At 64.6% G+C, this 22211-nt stretch carries 24 protein-coding genes; 5 read left to right on the top strand and 19 right to left on the bottom strand.

All coding sequences use genetic code 11. The annotated features are described in order from the left end of the window. The first annotated feature begins 65 nt into the window (after nt 1–65). Genes MSB02_RS10570 through MSB02_RS01910 form a run of 4 tightly spaced genes read left to right on the top strand, consistent with a single transcriptional unit; the run spans nt 66 to nt 1895 of the window. Nucleotides 66–455: a phenylacetate--CoA ligase family protein gene (locus MSB02_RS10570; protein WP_407653146.1), complete on the top strand. Its 390-nt coding sequence runs from the start codon at nt 66–68 to the stop codon at nt 453–455. A 25-nt stretch (nt 456–480) separates the two neighbouring features. Continuing rightward, entirely contained in the window at nt 481–1020 is a 540-nt protein-coding gene (locus tag MSB02_RS01920) for a hypothetical protein (RefSeq protein ID WP_267193526.1), read from the top strand. Beyond that, a complete protein-coding gene (locus MSB02_RS01915; RefSeq protein WP_267193525.1) occupies nt 1017–1574 on the top strand; it encodes an SH3 domain-containing protein in 558 nt (185 codons plus the stop codon). The genes MSB02_RS01920 and MSB02_RS01915 overlap by 4 nt, the downstream gene beginning before the upstream one ends. Nucleotides 1575–1583: 9 nt before the next feature. Further along, nucleotides 1584–1895: a hypothetical protein gene (locus MSB02_RS01910; protein ID WP_267193524.1), complete on the top strand. Its 312-nt coding sequence runs from the start codon at nt 1584–1586 to the stop codon at nt 1893–1895. 124 nt (nt 1896–2019) lie between these two features. Here MSB02_RS01910 and MSB02_RS01905 read toward each other — a convergent pair whose 3' ends face one another. From MSB02_RS01905 to MSB02_RS01865, 9 genes are all read right to left on the bottom strand, one after another. After that, entirely contained in the window at nt 2020–3279 is a 1260-nt protein-coding gene (locus MSB02_RS01905) for a glycosyltransferase (RefSeq protein WP_267193523.1), read from the bottom strand. Continuing rightward, the gene (locus MSB02_RS01900) at nt 3279–3674 is read right to left on the bottom strand and encodes a hypothetical protein (RefSeq protein WP_267193522.1); all 396 of its coding nucleotides are present in this window, start codon (nt 3672–3674) and stop codon (nt 3279–3281) included. The genes MSB02_RS01905 and MSB02_RS01900 overlap by 1 nt, the downstream gene beginning before the upstream one ends. A 168-nt stretch (nt 3675–3842) precedes the next feature. Continuing rightward, nucleotides 3843–5294 (bottom strand): glycosyltransferase, encoded by a 1452-nt coding sequence (locus MSB02_RS01895; RefSeq protein ID WP_267193521.1) that lies wholly within the window; start codon nt 5292–5294, stop codon nt 3843–3845. A 170-nt stretch (nt 5295–5464) separates the two neighbouring features. Then, nucleotides 5465–6766 (bottom strand): solute carrier family 23 protein, encoded by a 1302-nt coding sequence (locus tag MSB02_RS01890; RefSeq protein ID WP_267193520.1) that lies wholly within the window; start codon nt 6764–6766, stop codon nt 5465–5467. Between the two features lie 9 nt (nt 6767–6775). Further along, nucleotides 6776–8125 (bottom strand): NCS2 family permease, encoded by a 1350-nt coding sequence (locus MSB02_RS01885; protein ID WP_267193519.1) that lies wholly within the window; start codon nt 8123–8125, stop codon nt 6776–6778. 196 nt (nt 8126–8321) lie between these two features. Then, nucleotides 8322–8762, bottom strand: a complete 441-nt coding sequence (dut, locus tag MSB02_RS01880) for a dUTP diphosphatase (RefSeq protein ID WP_267193518.1) — start codon at nt 8760–8762, stop codon at nt 8322–8324. Between the two features lie 4 nt (nt 8763–8766). After that, the gene (locus MSB02_RS01875; protein ID WP_267193517.1) at nt 8767–9012 is read right to left on the bottom strand and encodes a hypothetical protein; all 246 of its coding nucleotides are present in this window, start codon (nt 9010–9012) and stop codon (nt 8767–8769) included. Between the two features lie 15 nt (nt 9013–9027). Next, nucleotides 9028–9504, bottom strand: a complete 477-nt coding sequence (gene nrdR, locus MSB02_RS01870) for a transcriptional regulator NrdR (protein ID WP_267193516.1) — start codon at nt 9502–9504, stop codon at nt 9028–9030. 149 nt (nt 9505–9653) lie between these two features. Next, nucleotides 9654–9980, bottom strand: a complete 327-nt coding sequence (locus MSB02_RS01865) for a LysM peptidoglycan-binding domain-containing protein (protein WP_267193515.1) — start codon at nt 9978–9980, stop codon at nt 9654–9656. 295 nt (nt 9981–10275) lie between these two features. Between MSB02_RS01865 and lexA the strand changes: the two genes are divergently transcribed. Next, entirely contained in the window at nt 10276–10908 is a 633-nt protein-coding gene (gene lexA, locus MSB02_RS01860; RefSeq protein ID WP_267193514.1) for a transcriptional repressor LexA, read from the top strand. 21 nt (nt 10909–10929) lie between these two features. Here lexA and hflX read toward each other — a convergent pair whose 3' ends face one another. The 10 genes from hflX to rny all read right to left on the bottom strand — a co-directional run bounded on the left by hflX (nt 10930) and on the right by rny (nt 22078). Continuing rightward, nucleotides 10930–12246 carry a GTPase HflX gene (gene hflX, locus MSB02_RS01855; RefSeq protein ID WP_267193513.1) on the bottom strand — a complete coding sequence of 439 codons (1317 nt, stop codon included), beginning with the start codon at nt 12244–12246 and terminating at the stop codon, nt 10930–10932. 16 nt (nt 12247–12262) lie between these two features. Beyond that, nucleotides 12263–13420 carry an LL-diaminopimelate aminotransferase gene (locus MSB02_RS01850; RefSeq protein WP_267193512.1) on the bottom strand — a complete coding sequence of 386 codons (1158 nt, stop codon included), beginning with the start codon at nt 13418–13420 and terminating at the stop codon, nt 12263–12265. 101 nt (nt 13421–13521) lie between these two features. Then, entirely contained in the window at nt 13522–14385 is an 864-nt protein-coding gene (gene dapF / locus MSB02_RS01845) for a diaminopimelate epimerase (protein ID WP_323748479.1), read from the bottom strand. Then, nucleotides 14382–15338 carry a tRNA (adenosine(37)-N6)-dimethylallyltransferase MiaA gene (gene miaA / locus MSB02_RS01840; protein ID WP_267193511.1) on the bottom strand — a complete coding sequence of 319 codons (957 nt, stop codon included), beginning with the start codon at nt 15336–15338 and terminating at the stop codon, nt 14382–14384. Before miaA ends, dapF begins: the two co-directional genes overlap by 4 nt. 2 nt (nt 15339–15340) lie before the next feature. Then, nucleotides 15341–16699 carry an AmmeMemoRadiSam system protein A gene (gene amrA / locus MSB02_RS01835; protein ID WP_267193510.1) on the bottom strand — a complete coding sequence of 453 codons (1359 nt, stop codon included), beginning with the start codon at nt 16697–16699 and terminating at the stop codon, nt 15341–15343. 48 nt (nt 16700–16747) lie between these two features. Beyond that, nucleotides 16748–18082: a tRNA (N6-isopentenyl adenosine(37)-C2)-methylthiotransferase MiaB gene (miaB, locus tag MSB02_RS01830; protein WP_267193509.1), complete on the bottom strand. Its 1335-nt coding sequence runs from the start codon at nt 18080–18082 to the stop codon at nt 16748–16750. After that, nucleotides 18079–18912, bottom strand: coding sequence for a PHP domain-containing protein (locus MSB02_RS01825; protein ID WP_267193508.1), 834 nt, complete (start codon nt 18910–18912; stop codon nt 18079–18081). Before MSB02_RS01825 ends, miaB begins: the two co-directional genes overlap by 4 nt. 6 nt (nt 18913–18918) lie before the next feature. Beyond that, complete coding sequence (locus MSB02_RS01820; protein WP_267193507.1) at nt 18919–19194, bottom strand: stage V sporulation protein S; 276 nt, start codon at nt 19192–19194, stop codon at nt 18919–18921. Between the two features lie 168 nt (nt 19195–19362). After that, on the bottom strand, nt 19363–20439 hold the full coding sequence (locus MSB02_RS01815; protein WP_267193506.1) for an ATP-binding protein: 1077 nt from the start codon (nt 20437–20439) through the stop codon (nt 19363–19365). Between the two features lie 106 nt (nt 20440–20545). Beyond that, the gene (gene rny / locus MSB02_RS01810) at nt 20546–22078 is read right to left on the bottom strand and encodes a ribonuclease Y (protein WP_267193505.1); all 1533 of its coding nucleotides are present in this window, start codon (nt 22076–22078) and stop codon (nt 20546–20548) included. Nucleotides 22079–22211: the final 133 nt, after the last annotated feature.

Genomic DNA, 22211 nt, shown 5'->3' with positions numbered 1-22211 from the left:
TCATCACCCCGCTCACCAAGGAGGCGTTCCCGGTCCTCAGGTACCGCACGCACGACCTGACGCGGATGGACACCGAGCCGTGCGAGTGCGGGCGCACGAACGCTCGCATGCGGAAGGTCCGGCAGCGCACCGACGACATGCTCATCATCCGTGGCGTCAACGTCTTCCCGAGCCAGATCGAGGACGCATTGCTGGCTGTGGAGGGCGTCGAGCCGCACTACCTGATCGTGGTCGACCGTGATGGCGCCATGGACACGCTCGAGGTGCGCATAGAGGTGTCACCCGCGATGTTCTCGGATGTGATGCGGAACATGGTGGCCTTCAACAAGCAGGTCGCCGAGCGGATCGCGTCGGTCGTGGGACTGCAGGCGAAGGTCACGCTCGTCGAGCCTGGTACTATAGAACGGTCCGTGGGCAAAGCCCGCCACGTCGTGGACAATCGAACGCGATTCTAAGTCCGGCGGTCGAAGGGCGCACGTCGTGCAGGAGTACGTTCCGTATATCGTCATAGGCGCGGTTGCGGCGGCCCTCATCATGATCACGGTGCTGCTGGCGCGCGTTGTGTGGCGCCGTCAGGTGCGCCACTACATCGTGACCCTCACGGGGCATCGCGAGGCGGTCGCATCCGCCCTCAAGACCACAGAAGCCGTCTTGTCGGCATTGCTTGACGATGAGCGTGACGCTCTTGCCGCGTTCGTATCGCGTGGTTCGGATGAGCGTGAAGCGCTCGCGGCGATCGCGGATCGGATGCAGCTCGAGCATGCCGAACTCAAGGATATCGCCCTGCCCAAACGGCTCTGGCCGCTTGCGGACACCCTGTGCGGTACTGCGGGTATGCTTGCAGAAGAGACGGCACGGGTAGGGGACGCGGAAGGGGAGGACGCCCTGGATGCGCTAGCCGGCCTTGACATCGCGCGCGTGAGAAGCGCCCTCGAGGATGCGTCCGCAGAGATCGCACGTCTCGCCGAGCGGTACAACGTCACGGATCCATCAGTATACGGCGGAGGGCTGTATATATGAGACACCAGGACGAGTGGGACGACGGAGTGGGCGCCGATCCGCATGCCTACGGGCCGCCACCGCACGACTGGCACGATGCGCCGGAGCAGAACATCATCGTGCGGATATTGCGGGTAGTCGTGCCGTGGATAGCTTTGATCGCCGTGATCACGGTGGCGCTCTCGTTCTGGAGCGAGTTCCGTCTCGAGGCAGAGACCGGGGAGACGCCGGCAGTGGAGGCCACAGGGACCGTCGAGCCGACCGGCACACCGGACGCGTCGGGGACTGAGACCGGGACCGAGGAGCCCGTCGTCACGCCCGAGGGGCCGGAACCCATCATCGGCCCGGACGGGATCTCGATCCCGGCCGGGGAGCCATACGTGCGGGTGAAGACGCAGGGGCTCAATCTGCGTGCAGAGCCCACAACGGCGTCAGAGGTGATCACGACCCTTGATGGCGGACAGCTGCTCGTCTACCTCGACGCGTCGAACGGGTGGTATCAGGTGCGGGACGTTGACGGGAACGAAGGGTGGGTCGCCGGAGGCGGCGCTTACAGTGAGCTCGTGCGACCGTAAGGGGCCACGATGAAGAAGATCATCGGCAGAGCGGCCGACTTCTACAGACTACGCGTGTTCGCTATCGATACCACCGACGGGCTCGACCTGGAGTGGCGCGACGACGTCCTGTACCGTCGGGCGCCATCACTGGAGCTCGATGAGGACCAGCGGTACGAGGTACAGGCGGTCACCCTTGATGAAGAGGAACGCACGACACCGCTTGCGACGTTCGACGATCCCGCCGAGGCACACTCATGGATGGACGAGGTCGAGCTCGAGTTGGCCGACCTCACGAAGTCGGATTTCGAGGACCGCTACTTCCCGGAGAGTGAAGCCTGAGGGGATAGGCTCATCCTTGAGGCTCCTGGGCAGGTATCAGTAAAAAGAACATAAGATACATTATCGTGCGTAGCGTGGAGTAGTGCGGCAGCCCCAAAGCCTCTCGTTAGCGATGTCCAGGTGGTCATTCGGAGGTACGCGGCGTCCTCCAGGTACCAGGACCTTTCGGTCGCAGGATCCCTGAAGGCGTTGCGATCACGGTGATGATCGACATCTGGATCCAGTAGATCAGCGGGTACAGCGCCGCCCACAGGTAGTATTTGGTGACTGACGGGTCGTACCGGCGATCCATGAGTACGCCTACGAGCAGCTGGAAGAGCGCTGCTGTGCCGATCAGCATGCCCCACCAGGTGGGCACAGGGGTCGCGCCGAGGAGCGGCGCACCGAGGACCCAACTGAGGATCCAGATGCTGGTGAGGATCACGAAGCAGTACGCCCAGGCGATGGACAGCACCGCTTCCACGTAGACCGGGAACAGCCGTCGGTTCTTCCAGCTCTTCCAGATATCGACATTGCGTCTGAGCACCTGCGCCAGACCCCGTGCCCAACGCAGGCGTTGGTTCCACAAGGACCGGAGTCCCGGCGGTACCTGCATCCGCGCCATGGCGTGCGGCTCGTACCGTATATCGTAGAACTTGCGCTGGAACTCCCAGGACGTGGCGATGTCTTCGGTGGCGCAGTCGTGGACGAACAGACCGACATCCTGGAGGGCGCTCTTGCGGTAGAGCGCCATGACGCCGGAAACGGTCATGATCCGCCCCCAGACGACCTGGGCGCGTTTCAGCAGAGAGATGATCGACGAGAACTCCACCGCCTGGATCTTGCCGAGCAGCCTGTCCGTGTTGCGTACCCGGGGGTTCCCCGTGACCACGGCGAGACGCGGGTTGCGGATGAAGTGAGGCACCATCCACCGCAGCGCATCGGGTTCCGGATAGGCGTCTGCGTCCATCACCAGCACGAGTTCTCCGCTAGCGAACACCATGGCATCGTTGATGGCCATCGCCTTGCCCTCGTTGACGCGTTTGTCGATCACGGTCACGCGCTCGTCGGTCAGGAACGCATGCGCCTTCTCCACCGTGTCGTCGTCAGAGCCATCGCTTATGACAATGACCTGCGGATCGGGATAGTCGAGTTCGAGGATCCTCTCGAGGGTGCTGGCGATGATCCTTCCCTCGGAGTGTGCAGGTATCACGACACTGATACTGGGCAGAGCCTCTTCGGGCACCTCGTAGAAGTCGAGTTTGGAGCTTCTCTCTCGTCTGAAGGCGCTGATGATGGCCGTGACCGCCCACATGATCGAGGTGAACAGCGGGTACATGGCGAAGAAGACCATCATCACGTCGTACACGGGGTGATCAGCGAAGGACTGAATGAGACCGAGCATCAGGCCTCACCTACCGCCACGGCTGCCGGTTCTGCGCTCGTGAACACCTTGAGGGGTCGTCCCCGGTCATCAGCGATGTCTATGACGATGGAACGGGCGCTGCCATCGCCCGGCACGCGTACATGAACGGGAGTGCCGAGTGCATCGACCGCGTAGTCGAATTCGACCGGAGGCACGGTGGTCCGCGCCCCCTTCCGGCGGTAGATGTCCTTGTTCCAGATGATCCACAGGATGGTGGCGGACACGATGACGAGATCGATGATCGCAACGATCAGAGTGCCCCGCAGGTGCACCTCCGTGGGACCGTACTGGATCGCGCGCCACCAAAGCCACGCGAACAGGACCCAGCCCATCGCGGCCAGAATGATCTGCACGATCAGACGGATCACTCGCATCGTGTCTCCCCCTCGGATCCCCTTGTCGCTGAGCAGCGGGCTACCGCCGGACAGCGTAGTGTGACGAAACGCACAAACCCGACGAGGATAGGCAAAGGGACGACTTCTGTCAACCGAGGGCTGATCGCGAGTCCCGGGGATGCCTCACGGCGACAGTCGTGTCGTATGTCAGGCAGGAGCCTCAGCGAGCTCTGCCTCGAGCTCGTGCGAGATGTCCCGTCGTGTGACGACCCAGTCTGTCTTCTTGAACAACTGGTCGTAGATGGCGATGAGCACGATCGCGTTCTTGACCATCACGAACCAGATGATGCAAACGGCATACACGACGCCGTACCAGGACGGGTAGCGCCCGCGTGCGTTGTGTACCGCCGAGACGGTCGCGATCGGTCCGCTCGCCAGGGTGATGACGGTGCTCAGCAGCAAGAACCAGTGTGTTCGCATCGGCATCGAACCCTGGTACATGAGAAGGCTGAAGATCACGGGGAAGATCTGCAGGGTGACGATCGGGTACAACTCTCGGTACAGGAGAAGGTAGGTCCAGTGGACCTTCTGCGAGAGCGTGAGGTAGCGAGTCTTCCAGAAGGCCAGCTGGTGCTTAAGACTGACCTGCAGCCAGCCCTGAGCCCAGCGCTTCCGCTGACACCAGAACGCGTGGAAGGTCGTGGGAGCCAGCTCCTCGGAGATGATGCTTCTGTCATGCGCGATCCTGTATCCGGAGAGGATCGCTCTGGATGACGCGTCGATGTCCTCGGTCATCATCGTGACATCGAACCCGATCTCACGGAGGACCTCGGTGCGCCAGTATCCGTTGGATCCGCCGAATATCGCGGTGTCCAGTGTCAGCGACCGCGCCGTATGGCTGACCGAGTAGATCTGCTCGAACTCGATGGCGATCATCCGTGTGAGGAAGTTCACGTCGTGGTTGCTGATGACGCTTCTCCCCTGCACCACGTCGTAGCCGTTGTGGAGCCAGCGCCACGCGCGTGCGAGGCAGTCGGGGCACGGGTGATGGTCGGCGTCGAGGATGCACGTGACTTCACCGGTGGCGACCGCAAGGGCCGCGTTCACGTTCTCGGCCTTCGACTCGCTCCCCTCCACGCGGAGAAGACGGAACGCCGGGTCGCCGTCGGCGAGACGACGGAGCTCCTTCTCCACCGGGAGATCGGTCGGAGTGTTGTACGCAAGAATGACTTCGAACCCCGCCGCAGGTCGCTCCACCTCGGACAGCAGGTGTCTGATGGTGGCGAGTATGATGTGCCGTTCGTTGGGCAGGAAGGCGGCCACTATGAACGTCACCGGGGGGACGGGTGGCAGGTCGGCCAGCCTGAGCCGGCCACCGCCGAATCCCATCATACGGGCCACCCAGTGGAACACGCCGCGCGCGTCGGGATCGGCCGCCGCCCTGCGCCGGGCGACCGTCACGAGCGCTTCCCAGATGAGCTCGAGTGCGGTGAGCATGAAGACGGCCGCGATGGTGATGTGCAGCCAGAACAGGTCGTAGCCTCTCACCCGCAGCAAGTAGTAGACGAGCGTGGGAATCCCCACGACCACGATGTTGGTGAGTATCAGGCGTCCCCATTCGTACGGGGTGCGTCGGATAGGTGCATCTTCCTCGGGCATGCGGAGTCCCCCCTCCAGCCAAGTGCCCCTCTAGCGTGACGGCATCCTATCCGCACGATGTGAGCAGTATCACAAATGGTAGAGCAAAAGGCAAGCGTAGGCCCCGGGGAGGTCCCACCCGCCCCGGGGCCGCTTCTAGAGAGGAGCATCCGCTCCCCCGTGATGCGTTCCTACGCTTCAGCCGCTTCTTCTTGCCACTCCGCGGAGAAGTCCGGCGAGTCCACAGCGAGCCCCTTGGACTCCTTGGGCAACACGAGGTTGAGCAGGATGCCCAGGAACGTCGCGGTGGCCATGCCGGGTAGGACGTACTCGCCGATGGGGATGGTGGTGCCGGTGGCTTCCATGCCGATACCGACGACCAGGACGACGCTGGACAGGATCAGGTTCCTGCTGTGGCTGTAGTCGATCCCGCTCTCCACGAGCATGCGCAGCCCCGAGCTTGCGATGAGGCCGAAGAGGAGGAGCGAGATGCCGCCCATGACCGGCACCGGGATCGACTGGATGAGGAACTTGAGCTTGGGCACGAATCCACCGATCACGAATGCGAACGCACCCGCGTACCAGAAGATCTGGGTCGCGTACACCTTGGTGACCGCCATGACCCCGATGTTCTCGGCGTACGTGGTGGATGGCGTGCCGCCCACCATTGCGGAGAGCGCGGTGGCCAGACCGTCTCCGGCGAGAGACTCAGGCAACATCGGGGTGAAGTCCTTGCCGACGATCTCATTGACGACGAGCAGATGCCCGATGTGCTCGATGATGACGACCAGCGCCACTGGAGCGATGATCAGGATCGCACCGACGTCGAACTTGGGGAACACGAGCGTCGGCAGGCCTATCCACGCGGCATCGATGACGGGCTGGAAGTCGACCATGCCCATGAATGCAGCGAAGACGTACCCCACCACGATTCCCAGCAGCACCGGGATGGTGGACAAGAAGCCCTTGAAGTAGCTTGAGAACGCGATCGCCGCGCCCAGTGTGACGAGGGCGACGATAAGGTTCTTGAGATCGAACGCGTCCCCGCCTCCGTTGGTCGCCATGCCGACGGCCACACCCGCAAGTCCGAGTCCGATCACGATGACCACGGCTCCGACGAGTGCGGGAGGCAGGACCTTGTTCAGCCAACCCGTTCCGAACGCCTTGATGATCAGTGCGACCACCACGTAGAGCAGACCGCCGACCACCAGGCCACCGAGCGCCTCGGGGATCCCCTTTGTTGCGGCTACGGCGGCGATCGGGCCTATGAAGGCGAACGAGGAGCCGAGGTAGCTCGGGATCTTGTTCCTGGTGAGGATGAGGTACAGGATCGTGCCGGCACCTGAGGTCATGATGGCCAGTGACGGATCGAGCCCGGTGAGTATAGGAACGAGGACCGTTGCCCCGAACATGGCCATGAGGTGCTGGAGTGCAAGCGGTATAGCCTGCAGTACGGGCAGCTTCTCGTCAGTCTGAATCGTGCGCTGTGCCACGTGCGCCTCCTAGCCTATCGCAGCCTGGATGCTGGGCAGGACGAACGCGATCACGAAGAGCACGCTCGTGATGTACATCAGCCAGTGGATCTCCCGGGCCTTGCCATGGAGCAGCTTGATGAGCACGAAGCTGATGAACCCGAGGCCGATGCCGTAGCTGATGTTGTAGGTCAGCGGTATGCCGACGATAACGAGGAATGCCGGGAAGGCGTTCTCGAAGTCGGTCCAAGGGATCTCCTTGATGTTGGTCATCATCAGGAAGCCGACCACGATGAGCGCGCCAGCGGTTATGGAGGTCGAGCCACCGATCATCGCGATCACCGGCGTGAAGAACACCGTCAGTGCGAAGAGAAGGCCGGTGACCACCGAGGTAAGGCCCGTACGGCCGCCCTCTGCGACACCTGCGGCGGACTCGACGTACGTGGTGATGGAGCTGGCGCCGAAGAGGCCGCCTACGGCAGCCGCGATCGAGTCGACAGCCAGGATGTTGCGGATCCCGGGCACCTTGCCGTCCTCATCCACGAAGCCTGCCTGCTCGCCCACGGAGAGCACGGTTCCCATGGTGTCGAAGAAGTCGGTCAGCATCACGGCGAAGACGAAGAGCAGCAGCGTCGGGGTGAAGAGGTGGAGCAACGCCATCTTGCCGTCGACCTGCTGGAACGGGGCGAAGAACGTGCGGAAGTCAGGCGTCGCGACGATCTCCTTCGGGAGCTCGGTGACGCCGAAGATGAGTGCGGCCGCCGCGGCGACCAGGATGCCCCACAGGATGTCGCCCTTCACCTTGAGCGCCATGAAAGCGAAGATCGCGACCAGACCGATCAGGGTGACCCATACGGCGGGATTGCTGAAGTCGCCGAGCTGGACGAGGGTTGCCGGGTTGGCGGTCACGAGTCCGCCGTCGACCAGGCCGATGAAGGTGATGAACAGACCGATGCCTACGCCGATCGCGCGCTTGAGGTTGATCGGGATCGCGTTCATGATCGCCTCGCGCAGGCCTGTCATCACGAGCAGCAGGATGACGATGCCCTCGACGAAGACCACCGCCATGCCGACCTGCCACGGCACGCCGGCTCCGAGGATGATGCTGAATGCGACGACCGCATTCAGGCCCATGCCCGAGGCGAGCGCGAGTGGACGGTTGGCGATGAGCCCCATCGCGAGGCACATGAGGGCAGCACCGAGCGCGGTCGCGGTGGCAAGTGCGGGGATCCACTCGGCACCGGCATCACCGAATGCCGCCGAGAGGATGCCGGGGTTCACGAAGATGATGTACGCCATCGTCATGAACGTGACCACACCTGCAAGGATCTCGGTCTTGAGGGTGGTACCTCGCTCTTGGAACTTGAAGAACGTGTCCATAGCATCAGCCCTTCTTGATCGTTGGTACTTGCGGGAAAGCGCTCCACAGGACGGACCTGCCGCCATCGGAGCAAGGCGTCATGCCGCTGCGGCCATCCCCCCTCTCGTCGTCCCGGGGGTGATCCGCTTCTGTGGATGCACACCGTCGGGCGCCATGCGTCGGCGACGGTCATGCCGCGAACAGAGGGTGAGACCTTCAGACACCGGAGCTGCCAAAACCGCGCTCCCCTCGCTCGGTGGTGTCGAGTTCATCGGTCTCTGCGAACGTGACATGCTCGACGGGCTGGATGACGAGCTGGGCGATCTTGTCGCCACGAGAGACCTCGATGGGCTCCGATGGATCCAAGTTGATGGCGATGACCTTGATCTCGCCGCGGTACCTGCTGTCGATGAGCCCCGGGGTGTTCACGAAGGAGAGCCCGTGTCGGAGTGCGAGGCCGCTTCGGGGCTGGACGAAGCCGGCATGACCCTCAGGGATGGCTACTGCGATGCCCGTTCCGATCAACGCGCGTTCGAAAGGTGCGATGGTGCGGTCTTGTGTCGCGTAGAGATCTACGCCGGCATCCCCCCGATGTGCGTAGACCGGGAGCGGCAGTCCGGGATCGAGGCGCTTGATGGGAACGGTGATGGCAGCCATCGGATCAGTTGGCCAGCACTGCTCGGATGTCGGACGCCTCAGGCACCGTGCCGCGCCATGCCGCCACCTCGGAGCCCGACGAGTCGAGCACGAGGACCGAGGGCGCCACATCGACGTTCATGGCGGACGCGGCGGCGAAGCCGGAGGGCTCGGAGAGATCGTAGATGGAGAGATTCGCGAACCCGTTGCATGCGCGGCGGGCGGCAGGGCACTCAGGACAGTCCTCGCGAACGAAGAGCTTCACTTCCACAAGCAGGTCCTCCAACTAGTCAGAGCCCCCGGAGCGTCGCTTCCTGCCGCCGAGGCGCGTCAACTCGGAGGTGAAGCTGTCGAGGTCGTTGAACTCCTTGTACACCGATGCGAAACGGATGTACGCCACTTTGTCCAGGTCGAGGAGGCGCATGAGGACCATGTCTCCGAGTCGCTTGGCAGGGATCTCGTACTGCATCGCGTTGTGCAGCTCCGACTCGATGTCGTCGATGAGTTCCTCAAGCACAGCAGGGGTGACCGGCCGTTTGGCTGTTGCCACTATCAGCCCCCGCAACAGCTTCCCCCGGTCGAACGGCTCGGTAGAACCGTCCTTCTTCACCACCATGAGAGGCATCTCTTCGCGCCGTTCGTAGGTGGTGAACCGCTTAGCACACTCGAGACATTCGCGCCGACGTCGGATGGCGTCTTGGGACTCTGAATCCCGAGAGTCCACGACCTTTGTCTCGCTGTGTCCGCAGAAAGGGCACTTCATCGGCGTGTCCCCCACATCTTGGCCTGGATGAAGCCTAGCACACAAGATATGGGGCGACAATGCATCTTTCGCAGGTTGCGCACGGTCTCCGCGCGACAGACGGAGGAGGCGCTCAGGGGCGCCTGAAACAATCGCTCAGCGCAGTAGCGTCACCGCGCGGCCATGGCGAGATGCGGATCGCTCGTTGACGGCACACGGAGTACCAGCCCGGCCATCAGGGCGGAAGACCTGAGTCCGTTGGTTTCACGGATGAGGGCCATCGTCTCACGGGTGCTGAGGCCGGGCACCGGGTTGGCTGAAGCGATGTCCCAGAGCGAGGATCCCTCAGCAACGGTGACTGATGACCAGGCGGCAGGTGTCGGATGCTCAGGCTGGTACGCGTGGGAGATGGCCACGACGATGGCGGCAGCAGCGAGGAGCAGGACGAACGCCACTCGCGTGACGCGACGCACCATGAGCGGGTCGATCGTGGACACGTGTCCACTTCGGCGTACAGTCTGCGTCCGCCTGCATGCCGTGTCATCGTGTGCTCGGCCGGTGCGCCCTACCATCACTGCCTCCATCGGCTCCTCCTCGGCGACTGTCCGATGTGACCGTAACTGACGGGTCTGACATCGAAGAAGGCCGTACGAACATGTGTTCGTGACTCCGATGATAGACGAACAGGTGTTCGGTGCGCAAGTGTGAATACGAACATGTGTTTGCACCACGCCTGGTCGTTGGCGTACACTCGTGTCGGACCCGCATCACTCACGGTCGAAGGGAAGAGCGATGGTCTACAAGCGCGAGCTTACGGTGCGCCAGCGCCAGATACTCGACTTCATACGTGCAGACATCCATCGACGTGGGTTCCCCCCTTCCGTGCGGGAGATCGGTGAAGCTGTCGGGTTGTCATCATCATCGACCGTTCACTCGCATCTGGCCGCTCTGGAGTCGAAGGGGTTGATCCGCCGGGATCCGTCGAAGCCGCGTGCGCTGGAGGTGCTCGACTACCGTGACAACGAGCGCGCGATCGACTACGACAGCGTCCAGGCCGTTCCGCTCGTGGGGCAGGTCGCAGCCGGGTCACCGATACTCGCCGCTGAGAACATCGAGGCGACACTCCCCCTCCCCGCCTCGTTCGCCGGCGAGGAGACGTTCGTGCTCAGGGTCAAGGGAGAGAGCATGATCGAAGCAGGCATCCTCGACGGAGATTTCGTGGTGGTGCGGCAGCAGTCGACCGCCACCAACGGCGACATCGTCGTGGCCATGATCGACGAAGATGCGACCGTGAAGCGCTTCTTCCGTGAAGACGGCCGTGTCCGGCTGCAGCCGGAGAATCCGACGATGGACCCGATCTACGTTGACGAACACGTCGATCTCGCGGTCCTGGGCAAGGTCGTCGCTCTCTTCCGTCGGATCTGAAGAGTCAGCGCCGCGCTTGCGTCAGGTCTCCCAGTCCTCCGGTTCGGGCTCATGGACCGGGAGGTACTCGGAGAAGCGTCCACGGATCTCGTCCGTGAGCACCACGGTCAGACGAGTGCCCTCGGGCAAGTGTTCCTCGGAGAGTATATGGCCATGCTCATGGGCTACCCGGACGAGATCGCCCCTGTCGTAGGGAAGCGTCACCGTGAGTGGCACATCGCCCTGTGCGGCGATCGTGGCCATACGCTCGAGGAGCGTCTCCAGCCCCATACCGGTGGCGCCGGAGACCACGACGGCGCCCGGCGCGCTTGAGAGGCGTTCACATTCTCCTGCGGGTAACAGGTCGCATTTGTTGTACACCACGAGCTGCGGTCTTCCCGAGGCGCCGATCTCCTGAAGAACGACCTTCACGGCGGCCATCTGCGCATCACGGTTGGCGTGGGAGGCATCCACCACGTGGAGCAACAGGTCGGCCTCCCGGACCTCGTCTAGCGTGGACTTGAACGCCTCTACGAGGCCGTGGGGAAGCTTGTTGATGAAGCCGACCGTGTCTGTAAGCGTGACGGTGCGACCATCGGGGAGGTCGAGACGCCGTGTGGTCGCATCGAGTGTGGCGAACAGCTGGTCTTGCGCGAGGACGCCCGCATCGGTGAGCGCGTTGAGGAGCGTCGACTTGCCCGCGTTGGTGTAGCCGACGAGAGCGATGCGGAAGACACCTGAGCGCGCCCGTGAGGCGCGTTGCGTCGCGCGTGCGCGGGCCACATGCTTGAGCTCCCGCTTGAGTTCGGAGATCCTCTTGCGGGTGAGTCGACGGTCTGACTCCAGCTGCGACTCGCCGGCGCCGAATCGGGCGCCGCGTCCGCCGCCGAGTCGCTCAGCCTCGAGGTGTCCCCACATGCCACGGAGCCGGGGTAACACGTACTCGAGCCGGGCCAGCTCGACCTGGAGCTTCCCTTCGTGGCTCACCGCGTGCAGGGCGAAGATGTCGAGGATCAACTGGGTCCGGTCGATCACCCGCACCTGCGGCAACAACCCCTCGAGGTTGGCTTGCTGGCTCGGGCTGAGGTCATCGTCGAACACCACCATCGTGGCGCCCGCTTCGCGCGCAAGCCGCTCGACCTCCTCGGCCTTGCCGCTGCCGATGAACGTGCGCGGATTGGGACGGTCCATGCGCTGGGTGACCACTCCGGCCACGACGGCTCCGGCCGTGTCCACCAACCGGCGCAGCTCGGCGAGGTCGTCGTCGAGTGTCCAGCCGTCGGACCGGGCCCGGTCGATGCCCACCAGGACCGCGCGCTCTTCCGCGTCTCCTACGACCTCGTACAGGTCTCGCGCCATGCTGAGGCGGCGCTCCTTACAGGCTGTCGGCCATGCGCTGCAGCGCTTCCGCCAACCGGTCGTCGGGCGTGGCCAGGGAGATGCGGATGTAGCCCTCGCCGTCCGGGCCGTATGCGCTACCGGCAGGGACGATGACGCCGGCCTTGTCGAGCACGAGTCCGGCGTACTCGGCCGAGGTGTACCCTTTCGGGATACGCGCCCAGACGTAGATGGTGCCGGCTGACGGGCGCGCTGACAGTCCGATCGTCTCGAGCGCGGCAAGGACCTGATCCCGGCGGCGCTGGTAGACAGCTCGCATCTCGGCCACATCGTCCTGAGGCCCGAGCATGGCTTCGATGGCGGCATCCTGGATCGCGGTGAAGGCGCCGGAGTCGATGTTGCTCTTCACGGTGCCCAGCGTCGTGATCGCCTCGGCGTTGCCACAGGCGAACGCGATACGCCAGCCGGTCATGTTGTACGACTTAGAGCAGCTGAATAGCTCGATCGCCACGTCGCGGGCGCCGGGGCGCTCCATGATGCTCGGCGGCAGGTAGCCGTCGAAGCCGATCTCCGAGTACGCGTTGTCGTGGACGAGCAGCAGGTCGTGCTTCTTGGCGAACGCGATCGCACGATCAAAGTACTCCACGGGTGCGGCGACTGCGGCGGGGTTGTTGGGGTAGCTGATAAACATCATCTTCGCCCTGGACAGCACGTCCTCCGGCGTCGATTCGAAGTCGGCGAGCCAGTCGTTCTCCTCGTTCATGGGCATGTAGTGCGTCTTGCCGCCCACCAGGACGCCACCCGTGGTGTAGACCGGGTAGCCCACACCGGGGACCAGCGTGTAGTCGCCGGGATCCACGAACGCGGGGAAGAGATGGGCGATGCCTTCCTTGGATCCGATGAGCGCGAGCACCTCGGCATCGGGGTCGAACTGCACGCCGAACCGCCGCTGCATCCACTCAGCGCAGGCTGCGCGGTACGGGCGAGATCCGGCGTACGCAGGATACTGGTGGTTCTTCGGGTCGGTGATCGCCGTGGCCATGGCATCGATGATGCGCTGCGGTGTGGGCAGGTCGGGGTCGCCTATGCCGAGCGAGATGACGTCGACGCCCTCCGCCTCCTTCAGGGCCTTCTTGCGGTCGATCTCTGCGAACAGGTACGGCGGAAGGTCGGCCATGCGGCGTGCGATCCTCAACGTGCGTCATCTCCTTAGGGAAGCCGGGGCGCCGGCAGCGTGCCGGCTTCGGACATCGTAGCAGACCAGCGGGGGCGCGCCGGCGGTGCGTACAGGGCCCCCTACTCCTCCTCCGGAAGCTCGACGGTACCGGTGAACGAGACGGCCGCCGAGCCGGTCATGTAGACGTGGTCGTTCTCGTGCCACCGGATCAGGAGGTCGCCTCCGGGGAGCTGGACGGTGCTGTCACGGCCGGTGCGGCAGGAGAGCGTCGCCGCCACCGCCACCGCGCACGCTCCGGTGCCGCATGCGAGGGTCTCCCCCACGCCTCGTTCCCAGACACGCATACGCACGGTCTCGTTGTCGACGAGCTGGGCGAACTCGACGTTCGTGCCATTGGGGAAGCGCTCGTGCCGCTCGAGGTATGGCCCAACCGTATCCACCGGTGCGGTCTCGACGTCATCCACCCAGATCACGACGTGGGGATTGCCCATGTTCACGCCGGTGACGTGAACGGTGCCGTACGGGGTCTCGACGGGACAGTCGTAGACCTGGGTGCCCTCGAAGGCGGCGGGGATCTCCTCGGGTGAGAAGAGTGGTTTGCCCATGTCGACCGTGGCGCTGTCGAGCATGCCGTTGTCATCGCGGGTGAAGGTGACCGGCTTGAGGCCGCCCAACGTCTCGATGGTCAGCGCCGAGGCGTCGTGCGGGACCAGTCCATGATCCACGAGATACTTGGCGAAACAGCGGGCCCCGTTGCCGCACATCTCGGCAAGGGAGCCGTCGGCGTTGTAGTAGTGCATGTACCAGTCGGCTTCCGGCGTGGTGGATGGCCGTACGAGGATCAGCCCGTCAGCGCCTACTCCGAAGTGCCGGTCGCAGAACCAGGCTACCGCCTCCGGGGCGAAATCAAGCGCCTCGTCCCGATCGTCGATCATCACGAAGTCGTTGCCGAGGCCGTTCATCTTGGTGAAGTCGATCTTCACGTGGATCCTCCCTGGGTCTGGGCTCCCGATGATTCTATCAGGTGGAGGATGCGCTGGGCCGTCTCGAGCGCGGTCATGCCGTCCACATCCACCCACTCGATCCTCGGGTCGGCCCGGAACCAGGTGAGCTGACGCTTGGCGTACCTCCGTGTGGCCTGCTTGACGCGTACGACGGCCGTTGCGATATCAGATCCGCCCGTCACGACGGGGACGAGCTCCTTGTAGCCGATGGCCTGCGAGGAGGTGAGGGCGTCCCCCAGGCCTGCGGCGACGAGCGAGCCGATCTCGTCGAGAAGGCCTTTGGACAGCATGTCGTCGACCCGGGCGTCGATACGCTCGTAGAGAGTCGCGCGGTCGAGAGTCAGGCCGAAGTAAAGGGTGTCCGGGTAGTGTGACTGTCTTCGGCGGAAGTCGCGCGCCTGCCGTGCATAGGGACGACCCTCGTGCAGCATCTCGAGGGCCCGTATCACGCGGCGTGTGTTGTTGGGGTGGATGAGCGCAGCCGACTCCGGGTCCAGGGTGGCGAGCTCAGCGTGCATCGCCTGTCCCTGCCCTGTACGGGCCCTCTCCTCAAGGTGCGCCCTGAGAGGCGTGCCGGTCTCGCCCGCGGGGAAGTCCATGGCATCGAGCGCGGCGCGCACGTAGAGCCCTGTGCCGCCGACGACGACCGGTGTGGAGCCACGCGCGAGGATCCCGTCGATCGCTGCACGCGCGTCTCTCTGGAAGAGGGCAGCGGAGTACGGCTGTCCCGGCTCGACGAGATCGATGCAGTGGTATCGGACGCGTCGCTCAGCGGCAGGGGTCTTCGCGGTGCCGATGTCGAGACCGCGGTAGATCTGCATCGAGTCGGCGCTGACGATCTCGCCGCCGAGCGCGACAGCCACCGACTCAGCCACGGCGCTCTTGCCGACGGCTGTGGGCCCTACGATCGCGACGACACGGGGGCTTCCCATGCTCAGTGGTACCTGTCCACGCGGAAGCGCTCGATCGTGATCCGCTCGTCAGGCCCGATGCCCGCCTTCTGCCGGGCGATGGCCACTTGCTGTTCGGCGGTGTCCACGCCGTCCAGGTCGGGAAGCAGCAGGCCACGGCGCCAGTCTGCCGAGACGATCACGCCGTAGATCGACGGGTCCAGGTAGTCCATCGATGCTGGTTCAGGCGTACCCAGGACGTCAACGGATATCTCGAGGTCGTCTAATTCGTCGGCGGTCATCGGGGGGAACCGGGGATCCGCCGTGGCAGCCTGGATAGCGTTGTGCACGATCTCCTCGGCAAGCGAGGGGGTCGTGGGCGCGATCGTGCCGATACAGCCGCGGAGCTCGCCATGGCGGTGCAAGCTCACGAACGCCCCCCGACGCTCCTGCAGCAATCCCTCAGGCTCGGGTGGAGATATGATCCTGTGCTCTCGGAGGAAAGTCTCGATCGTCCGCCGTGCGAGCGCCACGGGCGCGCTCGGATGCGGACTCTCCGATGTCTCCGCGGTGTCGAGAAGCGCGAGAAGATCGGGCGACGCCGCCACGGCCGTGGTGTAGCCCACGCCCCAGGGGCCCTCGTACGCAAGGACGCGCGTGCGGAACCCGCTTCCCTCAAGGAAACCGCCGAGGGTCACGAACGAACGGAGTCCGCACTCACCGGCTGCGTCGATGAGGTCTCCTTCGATATGCATGAGTCCTTCGAAGTCACCCGCCTCAAGCAGATCCAACAACTCGCGGTCGAACTCTGCACCCCTCGGCGAGAAGCCTGCGGGAGCCTCGCGTGTCAGCCGGTGACTGCAGTCGCCGCTTGCCAGGAATGCGACGCGCCGTCCGAGGCGGTCGGCGGCGTCACGGACAGCCCTCCCCAGCGTGCGGTGGGTGGACAGCGGCAGGAAGGACAAGGAGAGGACCACGAGCGGGTACTCACCCGCCCGGTCGAGGAAGCTGAGAGGGACCAGCGACCCGTGATCCAGCGCGCCCGGCTCCAGCAGCGGACTTGAGGAGCGTGGAGCGACGGGGATGCCGGCCTCCGTGGCGGTGTCGATGATCGCCAGGGCGAACTGCGGGTCTCCGGGGGGCGCGAGCCGGACCTGTGACGCGCCGAACTGCCCGAGGTCCCCCGCAAGCCCGTCAGACGTATCGATCAGGAACGCATCGCGTGCCGCAGGCGCATGGGGAGACATCAGCACGATGGTGTCGGGCGCGAATGCGGCGAGCAGCCGGGCGGCAGCCGCCATCGCGTCGGACGATTCCGCCGTGACGCGCGCCCGGTCCTTCCCCACCTCGGCGACCATGATCGGCGGGTGAGGAGCGATGATACCGAGAACGGATCCGTGCATGGTCATCACCTCCTGGCTGTCACGTGCATTCCCGCGAGCGAGAGATGCCTAAACGGGAGGCGCCGCGAATTCGCCTGTGAGGAACCAGGGATGGGCTCCGGTGATGAGGATCCGTGCCACCGAACCCGCGTGTTCTGCGGCGGTCTCCCCTACTGGTAGCGGCACGTGGATCAGCCGGTTGTGAGGTGTTCGCGCCGAGAGCACGCGCGGGTCACGACGCGATGGCCCCTCCACCAGGCAATCGACGGCCTCACCCACTGCGCGCTCGTTCGACGCGAGGGACAGCGACCGCACCGATGTGGCCAGACGGTCGAAACGGGACTGTGCGACGTCGCGGGGCACAGCATCGGTGAGCACCGCAGCCGGTGTTCCCTCACGCGGTGAGTAGATGAACGTGAACGCATGGTCGTATGCCACACGCTCTACCAGGTCGAGCGTCTGCTCGAAGTCGTCATCCGTCTCGCCGGGGAAGCCCACGATGATGTCCGTTGACAACGCGATCCCGGGGACCACGTCCCTGAGGCGGTCGATGCGCTCGAGGTACTGCTCTCTGGTGTAGCCTCGGTTCATCGCCGCGAGTATCCGGTTGGAGCCGTGTTGCACCGGCAGGTGCAGGTACGGCATGAGTGACGGGATCGAAGCGAAGGCCTCGATGGTCTCGCTGGAGAGGTCCTTCGGGTGGCTGGTGGCGAATCGGATCCGTTGCATGCCCGTGTCGGCGACCGCATGGAGCAGTTGTGCGAAACGCGGCGAGCCATAGCGGTCACGCCCGTACGAGTTGACGTTCTGTCCGAGCAAGGTGATCTCGACGACGCCGTCCGCAGCGAGTGACGCGACCTCTGTCACGACGTCCTCGAAGCGGCGGCTCCGCTCAGGGCCACGGACGTACGGCACGATGCAGTACGAGCAATGGTTGTCGCACCCCACGGTGATCGGCACCCAGGCGTGCCACCGGTGTTCGCGTACGGAAGGCAGATCGCTTGCGAAGCGGTCGGTCTCCTCGGCGACACTGGCGAGCGGACGACCCGAGGCGGCGGCGTCGAGCAGCGATGGCAGCTCGTGGATGGTGTGCGTGCCGAACACGACATCGACATGGGGAAGCTCGCGCAGCATGCGCTCGCCATCCCGTTGTCCGACGCAGCCGCCCACCGCGATGAGGACGTCCGGGCGGCCCCCTGTCTTGAGCGCCTTCAGCGACGCCACCTGCCCGTAGAGGCGGTCGTCGGCGGTCTCCCGGACCGCGCAGGTGTTGAAGACGATGATATCGGCCTCATCGTTGGAGGGCGCGCGAACGTGGCCCGCGGCTTCCAGCAGGCCCGCCATCCGCTCGGAATCGTGCTTGTTCATCTGGCATCCGAACGTGTGGATGATGTAGCGGCTCATCGCGACCCCTCCCGCCGGATGCTGGCCGCCTCGAGACGGCGGATCGCATCATCCGGAGCGCCCGAGGAGCCGATGGGCCCACCCTCGCGCTCGGATCCGTGGAAGTCGGAGCCGCCGGTGACGATGAGGCCGTACCGCTCGGCCATCTCAACGTAGCGTGTCGCCGTGCCGGGATCGTGGGACGCGTGGTACGCCTCCAGTCCCGCGAGTCCGTGGTCTACCAGTGCGGGGATGAGGTCGTCCACCCGGCTGAGTCCCGGGTGCGCCAGGACGGGAACGCCTCCCGACTCGATCACCCAGGAGATGGCAGCCTCCGCAGGAGTGGACGGCTTGGGCACGTAGTACGGCGCATCGTCGGCGAGAAAACGGCGGAAGGCGTCGTCCATGTCGCGGGCGACACCTTGTTCGACGAGCCGTCGGGCGATGTGCGCCCTGCCGACCGCGCCTTCGCTGGAAGGCCGCAATATGTCGTCGGGATCGAGTTCGTAGCCGTCGGCACGAAGGGCGTCGACGATACTGCGAGCACGCTCAAGTCTGGCCGAACGGAGGTCTGCCAGCCGTGCACGGAGCCGCTTTGACGTGATGTCGATGTGGTAGCCGAGTATGTGCAGCGAGCGGCCGCCGTGGGTAGCCGACAGCTCTACCGCTGGTATGACCAGCAGACCCGTGCCGGCCGCAGCGGACTGCGCAGGTTCGACGCCGTCGATGCAGTCGTGGTCGGTGATGGCGATCGCCGGCAGATGGGCTTGAATCGCCAGCGCAACGATCTCCTCGGGCGCGAGCAGTCCGTCGGAGAAGGTCGAGTGGAGGTGGAGATCCGGCTTGGGCATACGGTCCTACAGATGGTGGGGCTGCCGGGGCTCCACAAGGAGGCGGATAGCGGTACGCTCTTCGCCGTTGATCTCGATATCGGCGAAGGCTGGTGTGCAGATCAGATCGAGCCCCATTGGAGCCACGAAGCCCCGGGCGATCGCTATGGCCTTGACGGCCTGATTGAGCGCGCCGGCCCCCACGGTCTGGATCTCCACTGAACCCTGCTCGCGGATAACGCCGGCGAGCGCGCCGGCAACAGAGTTGGGACTCGACTTGGTGGATACCTTGAGAACCTCCACGGCGCCTCCCGTGCTGCGGATAGAGTCTACGATCGCTTGTGTGGTCACTGGTGCGTCTTATGGTCTGATTCGGCTGCGCGGCCGCCGCGGGCCGTGTGTGACTGGAGTATACCGCATAGGCGTAGCCGGAAGAATCCCCGTGGTGTCATCCCCAGGGAGCCCGGACCGTCAGTCTTCTTTCTCTATCGGAAACCGCACGTTCACGGAGTCGCGTCCCACGGTGATGCGCGGTTCGCCTCTCAGGCTGACGTAGTAACGCTCGGCGATCACGTCGAAGGCGCGGGTGAGCTCCGCACGGAATGCGACGAGGTCATCGTGGTGAAGGCGGAGCGAGCGGCGGTCACGGTAGATGTCCGGCGCAGAGGACTTCTCGGGCTCGTCGGCCACCGCGAGCGTCGCAAGTATCGGCTCGAGCGGGGCGAGTTCCCCTGCCAGGACACGGTGCGCCGTCCGCTCGGATACCGTCAGCCCGATCGTGTCCGCGATGGCGGTGAGCTCCGCTGCATCGGAACACGCCGCGGGGCGCTGCCAGACCACCAGGCGCTCCAGGTCCTCGCAGAACATCAGGTCCGCTATGTCCAGTTGCATCCGCCCAAGGGAGTGCAGGGTGGCCAGGATCTCTGTGGGAGTGCCGAGGTAGATCTCGAGTTCGGGGTGCTCGCACGCGAACTCCACGAGCCGCCTGATGATGTTGTGCGGCCCGCGCCCAACATGGAGTCTCCCGGATTCGTCGGGCTCGACCGTGGGCCATGTGGACTGATCGGCGCGCTCGGTGAGCCGCTCGGAATCGGTGATGACGGAGATGGACGCGCCCTTGTGCGGCGACGAGCATGCGACCCGGGCACTCACTACGTTGGATCGGACGGAGTAGAGCGCCATTCCGCGCCCGTGGACTCCCCATCGGTCCATCACCATGGTCTCCAGCTTGGACGTGACCCGCGGTTCGAAGACGGTGTCCTGCAGCGCTGGCGGGATACCCACACCATCATCGATCATCGTCAGGGTGCGGGTGGAGCCTTCTCGTGTGGTGGCGACGAATATCCGCTGGGCGTGGGCATCGCGTGCGTTTCGGAGAAGCTCGACGACGATGTCCTCTACGCTTCGGATATCGTGCTTCGCTTGACGCCGTTCAGCCTCGGGTACCCGGAGGCGAACGTAGCCGTCACCGAGGCTCTCCTCGACCTTGAGGTAGCCATCGCCCGACACGTTAGTGACGAAATCTATCAGAGGGTCATGTTCGCTCATCGCTCACCAAGGGTGCCACGGCAGGCCTTCCTTCTCAAGAGTGAAGGGACCGCATGCGGTCCCTTCACGTACTCCTGGACGTCCGTTCGGTCTGTCCAGTCGGGTGTCACTTGGCGTATTCCACTGCCCGGCTTTCACGGATGACCATGACCTTGATCTGGCCCGGGTACTGCAACTCCTCCTCGATCTGCTTGGCGATGTCGCGCGCCATGAGCGTGGAGTCGGCATCGGATACATCCTCGGGCTTGACCATGACACGGATCTCGCGACCAGCCTGCATGGCGTAGGACTTCTCCACGCCCTTGTGGGACTCGGCGAGCGACTCCAGCTTCTCGAGACGCTTGATGTAGCTCTCGAGCGTCTCGCGCCGAGCGCCGGGGCGGGCGGCGGAAATGGCGTCCGCCGCCTGAACGATGACGGCTTCCACGGTCTGGGGTTCGACGTCCCCGTGGTGAGCCTCGATACAGTGGACTACCTCTTTGTTCTCGCCAAGCCTACGGGCGAGGTCGGCGCCGATGACGGCGTGCGGGCCCTCGATCTCGTGGTCGATGGCCTTGCCAAGGTCATGGAGAAGACCGGCGCGCTTTGCGAGCGCGGGATCGAGTCCGAGTTCAGCCGCCATGACGCCTGACAGGTATGCGACCTCGAGCGAATGGTTGAGGACGTTCTGGCCGTAGCTCGTGCGATAGCGGAGCCGGCCGAGGGTGCGCACGATGTCGTGGTGGAGGTTGTGCACGCCGGTGTCGAACACCGCCTGCTCTCCAGCCTCGAACACCTGCTGGTCCACGAGCTGCTCTGCCTTCTTGAACATCTCTTCGATCCGCGCCGGGTGGATCCGGCCGTCGGCGATGAGGTTCTCCAGCGTGATGCGTCCTACCTCGCGCCGCACAGGATCGAAGCTCGAGAGGATGACCGCCTCAGGGGTGTCGTCGATGATGAGGTTGATCCCGGTGAGCTGTTCGAACGCGCGGATGTTGCGACCCTCGCGACCGATGATGCGGCCTTTGAGGTCGTCCGACGGGATGTGGACGACCGAGACGGTCGACTCGGCGGTGTGATCGGCGGCGACACGACCGATAGCGATCCCGATGATGTTGCGGGCCTTGCGGTCGGCTTCCTCACGGGCGCGCTGTTCGGCCTCGCGGACGATCATGGCCGAATCATGCGACACGTCCTGCCTGACGCGCTCAAGGAGCACCGACTTGGCTTCCTCTGTCGTCATTCCAGCGAGCGACTCGAGCCGCGCCTTCTCATCGGCGATGGCGTCTTCGAGCTCCTTCTCCCTCTTGATGATCTGTCCCGCCTGGCTCGACATCTGGTGTTCACGCTTGTCGAGCGAGTCGGTGCGTCGGTCGAGGGACTCCTCGCGCTGTAGGAGTCTGTTCTCGAGCGCGCCGAGCTCCTTGCGCCGCTCCTTGGCCTCTTCTTCTGCCTGGCCTTTGAGGCGGAGGATCTCATCCTTCGCCTCGAGGAGCATCTCCTTGCGGGTCGTCTCGGCCTGCTTCTCTGCATCGGCGAGGAGCCGTTCCGCGGCTTCGCGAGCGCGGGTGGTCTTGCCGGCGATGATGAAGCGGTTGATGACTATGCCGAGGACGACGCCGATGACGAGTCCGAGAAGTGCATAGATGACGGGTCCCATCGGGCGTGCCCTCCCTTCCGGGTATCGGTGCGTTGTCCATCGTCTTGTTGGCGAACGAACGGTGCACCTGGTGCCCGGAGGGTATACCCCTACCCTTGGAACCGGAGCGCCGGGCACGACCGCCCGGCAGATA

Origin of the sequence: Anaerosoma tenue, assembly GCF_023161965.1 — a bacterium.
Lineage (GTDB): Bacteria > Actinomycetota > Coriobacteriia > Anaerosomatales > Anaerosomataceae > Anaerosoma > Anaerosoma tenue.
This window is presented reverse-complemented; position numbering and strand designations above follow the sequence as displayed.

Coding starts and splice junctions, on each gene's coding strand:
- MSB02_RS10570 (WP_407653146.1), top strand. CDS start 66: ATGGACACCGAGCCGTGCGAGTGCGGGCGCACGAACGCTCGCATGCGG.
- MSB02_RS01915 (WP_267193525.1), top strand. CDS start 1,017: ATGAGACACCAGGACGAGTGGGACGACGGAGTGGGCGCCGATCCGCAT.
- MSB02_RS01910 (WP_267193524.1), top strand. CDS start 1,584: ATGAAGAAGATCATCGGCAGAGCGGCCGACTTCTACAGACTACGCGTG.
- MSB02_RS01905 (WP_267193523.1), bottom strand. CDS start 3,279: ATGCTCGGTCTCATTCAGTCCTTCGCTGATCACCCCGTGTACGACGTG.
- MSB02_RS01900 (WP_267193522.1), bottom strand. CDS start 3,674: ATGCGAGTGATCCGTCTGATCGTGCAGATCATTCTGGCCGCGATGGGC.
- MSB02_RS01895 (WP_267193521.1), bottom strand. CDS start 5,294: ATGCCCGAGGAAGATGCACCTATCCGACGCACCCCGTACGAATGGGGA.
- MSB02_RS01885 (WP_267193519.1), bottom strand. CDS start 8,125: ATGGACACGTTCTTCAAGTTCCAAGAGCGAGGTACCACCCTCAAGACC.
- dut (WP_267193518.1), bottom strand. CDS start 8,762: ATGGCTGCCATCACCGTTCCCATCAAGCGCCTCGATCCCGGACTGCCG.
- nrdR (WP_267193516.1), bottom strand. CDS start 9,504: ATGAAGTGCCCTTTCTGCGGACACAGCGAGACAAAGGTCGTGGACTCT.
- lexA (WP_267193514.1), top strand. CDS start 10,276: ATGGTCTACAAGCGCGAGCTTACGGTGCGCCAGCGCCAGATACTCGAC.
- hflX (WP_267193513.1), bottom strand. CDS start 12,246: ATGGCGCGAGACCTGTACGAGGTCGTAGGAGACGCGGAAGAGCGCGCG.
- miaA (WP_267193511.1), bottom strand. CDS start 15,338: ATGGGAAGCCCCCGTGTCGTCGCGATCGTAGGGCCCACAGCCGTCGGC.
- amrA (WP_267193510.1), bottom strand. CDS start 16,699: ATGCACGGATCCGTTCTCGGTATCATCGCTCCTCACCCGCCGATCATG.
- miaB (WP_267193509.1), bottom strand. CDS start 18,082: ATGAGCCGCTACATCATCCACACGTTCGGATGCCAGATGAACAAGCAC.
- MSB02_RS01825 (WP_267193508.1), bottom strand. CDS start 18,912: ATGCCCAAGCCGGATCTCCACCTCCACTCGACCTTCTCCGACGGACTG.
- MSB02_RS01815 (WP_267193506.1), bottom strand. CDS start 20,439: ATGAGCGAACATGACCCTCTGATAGATTTCGTCACTAACGTGTCGGGC.
- rny (WP_267193505.1), bottom strand. CDS start 22,078: ATGGGACCCGTCATCTATGCACTTCTCGGACTCGTCATCGGCGTCGTC.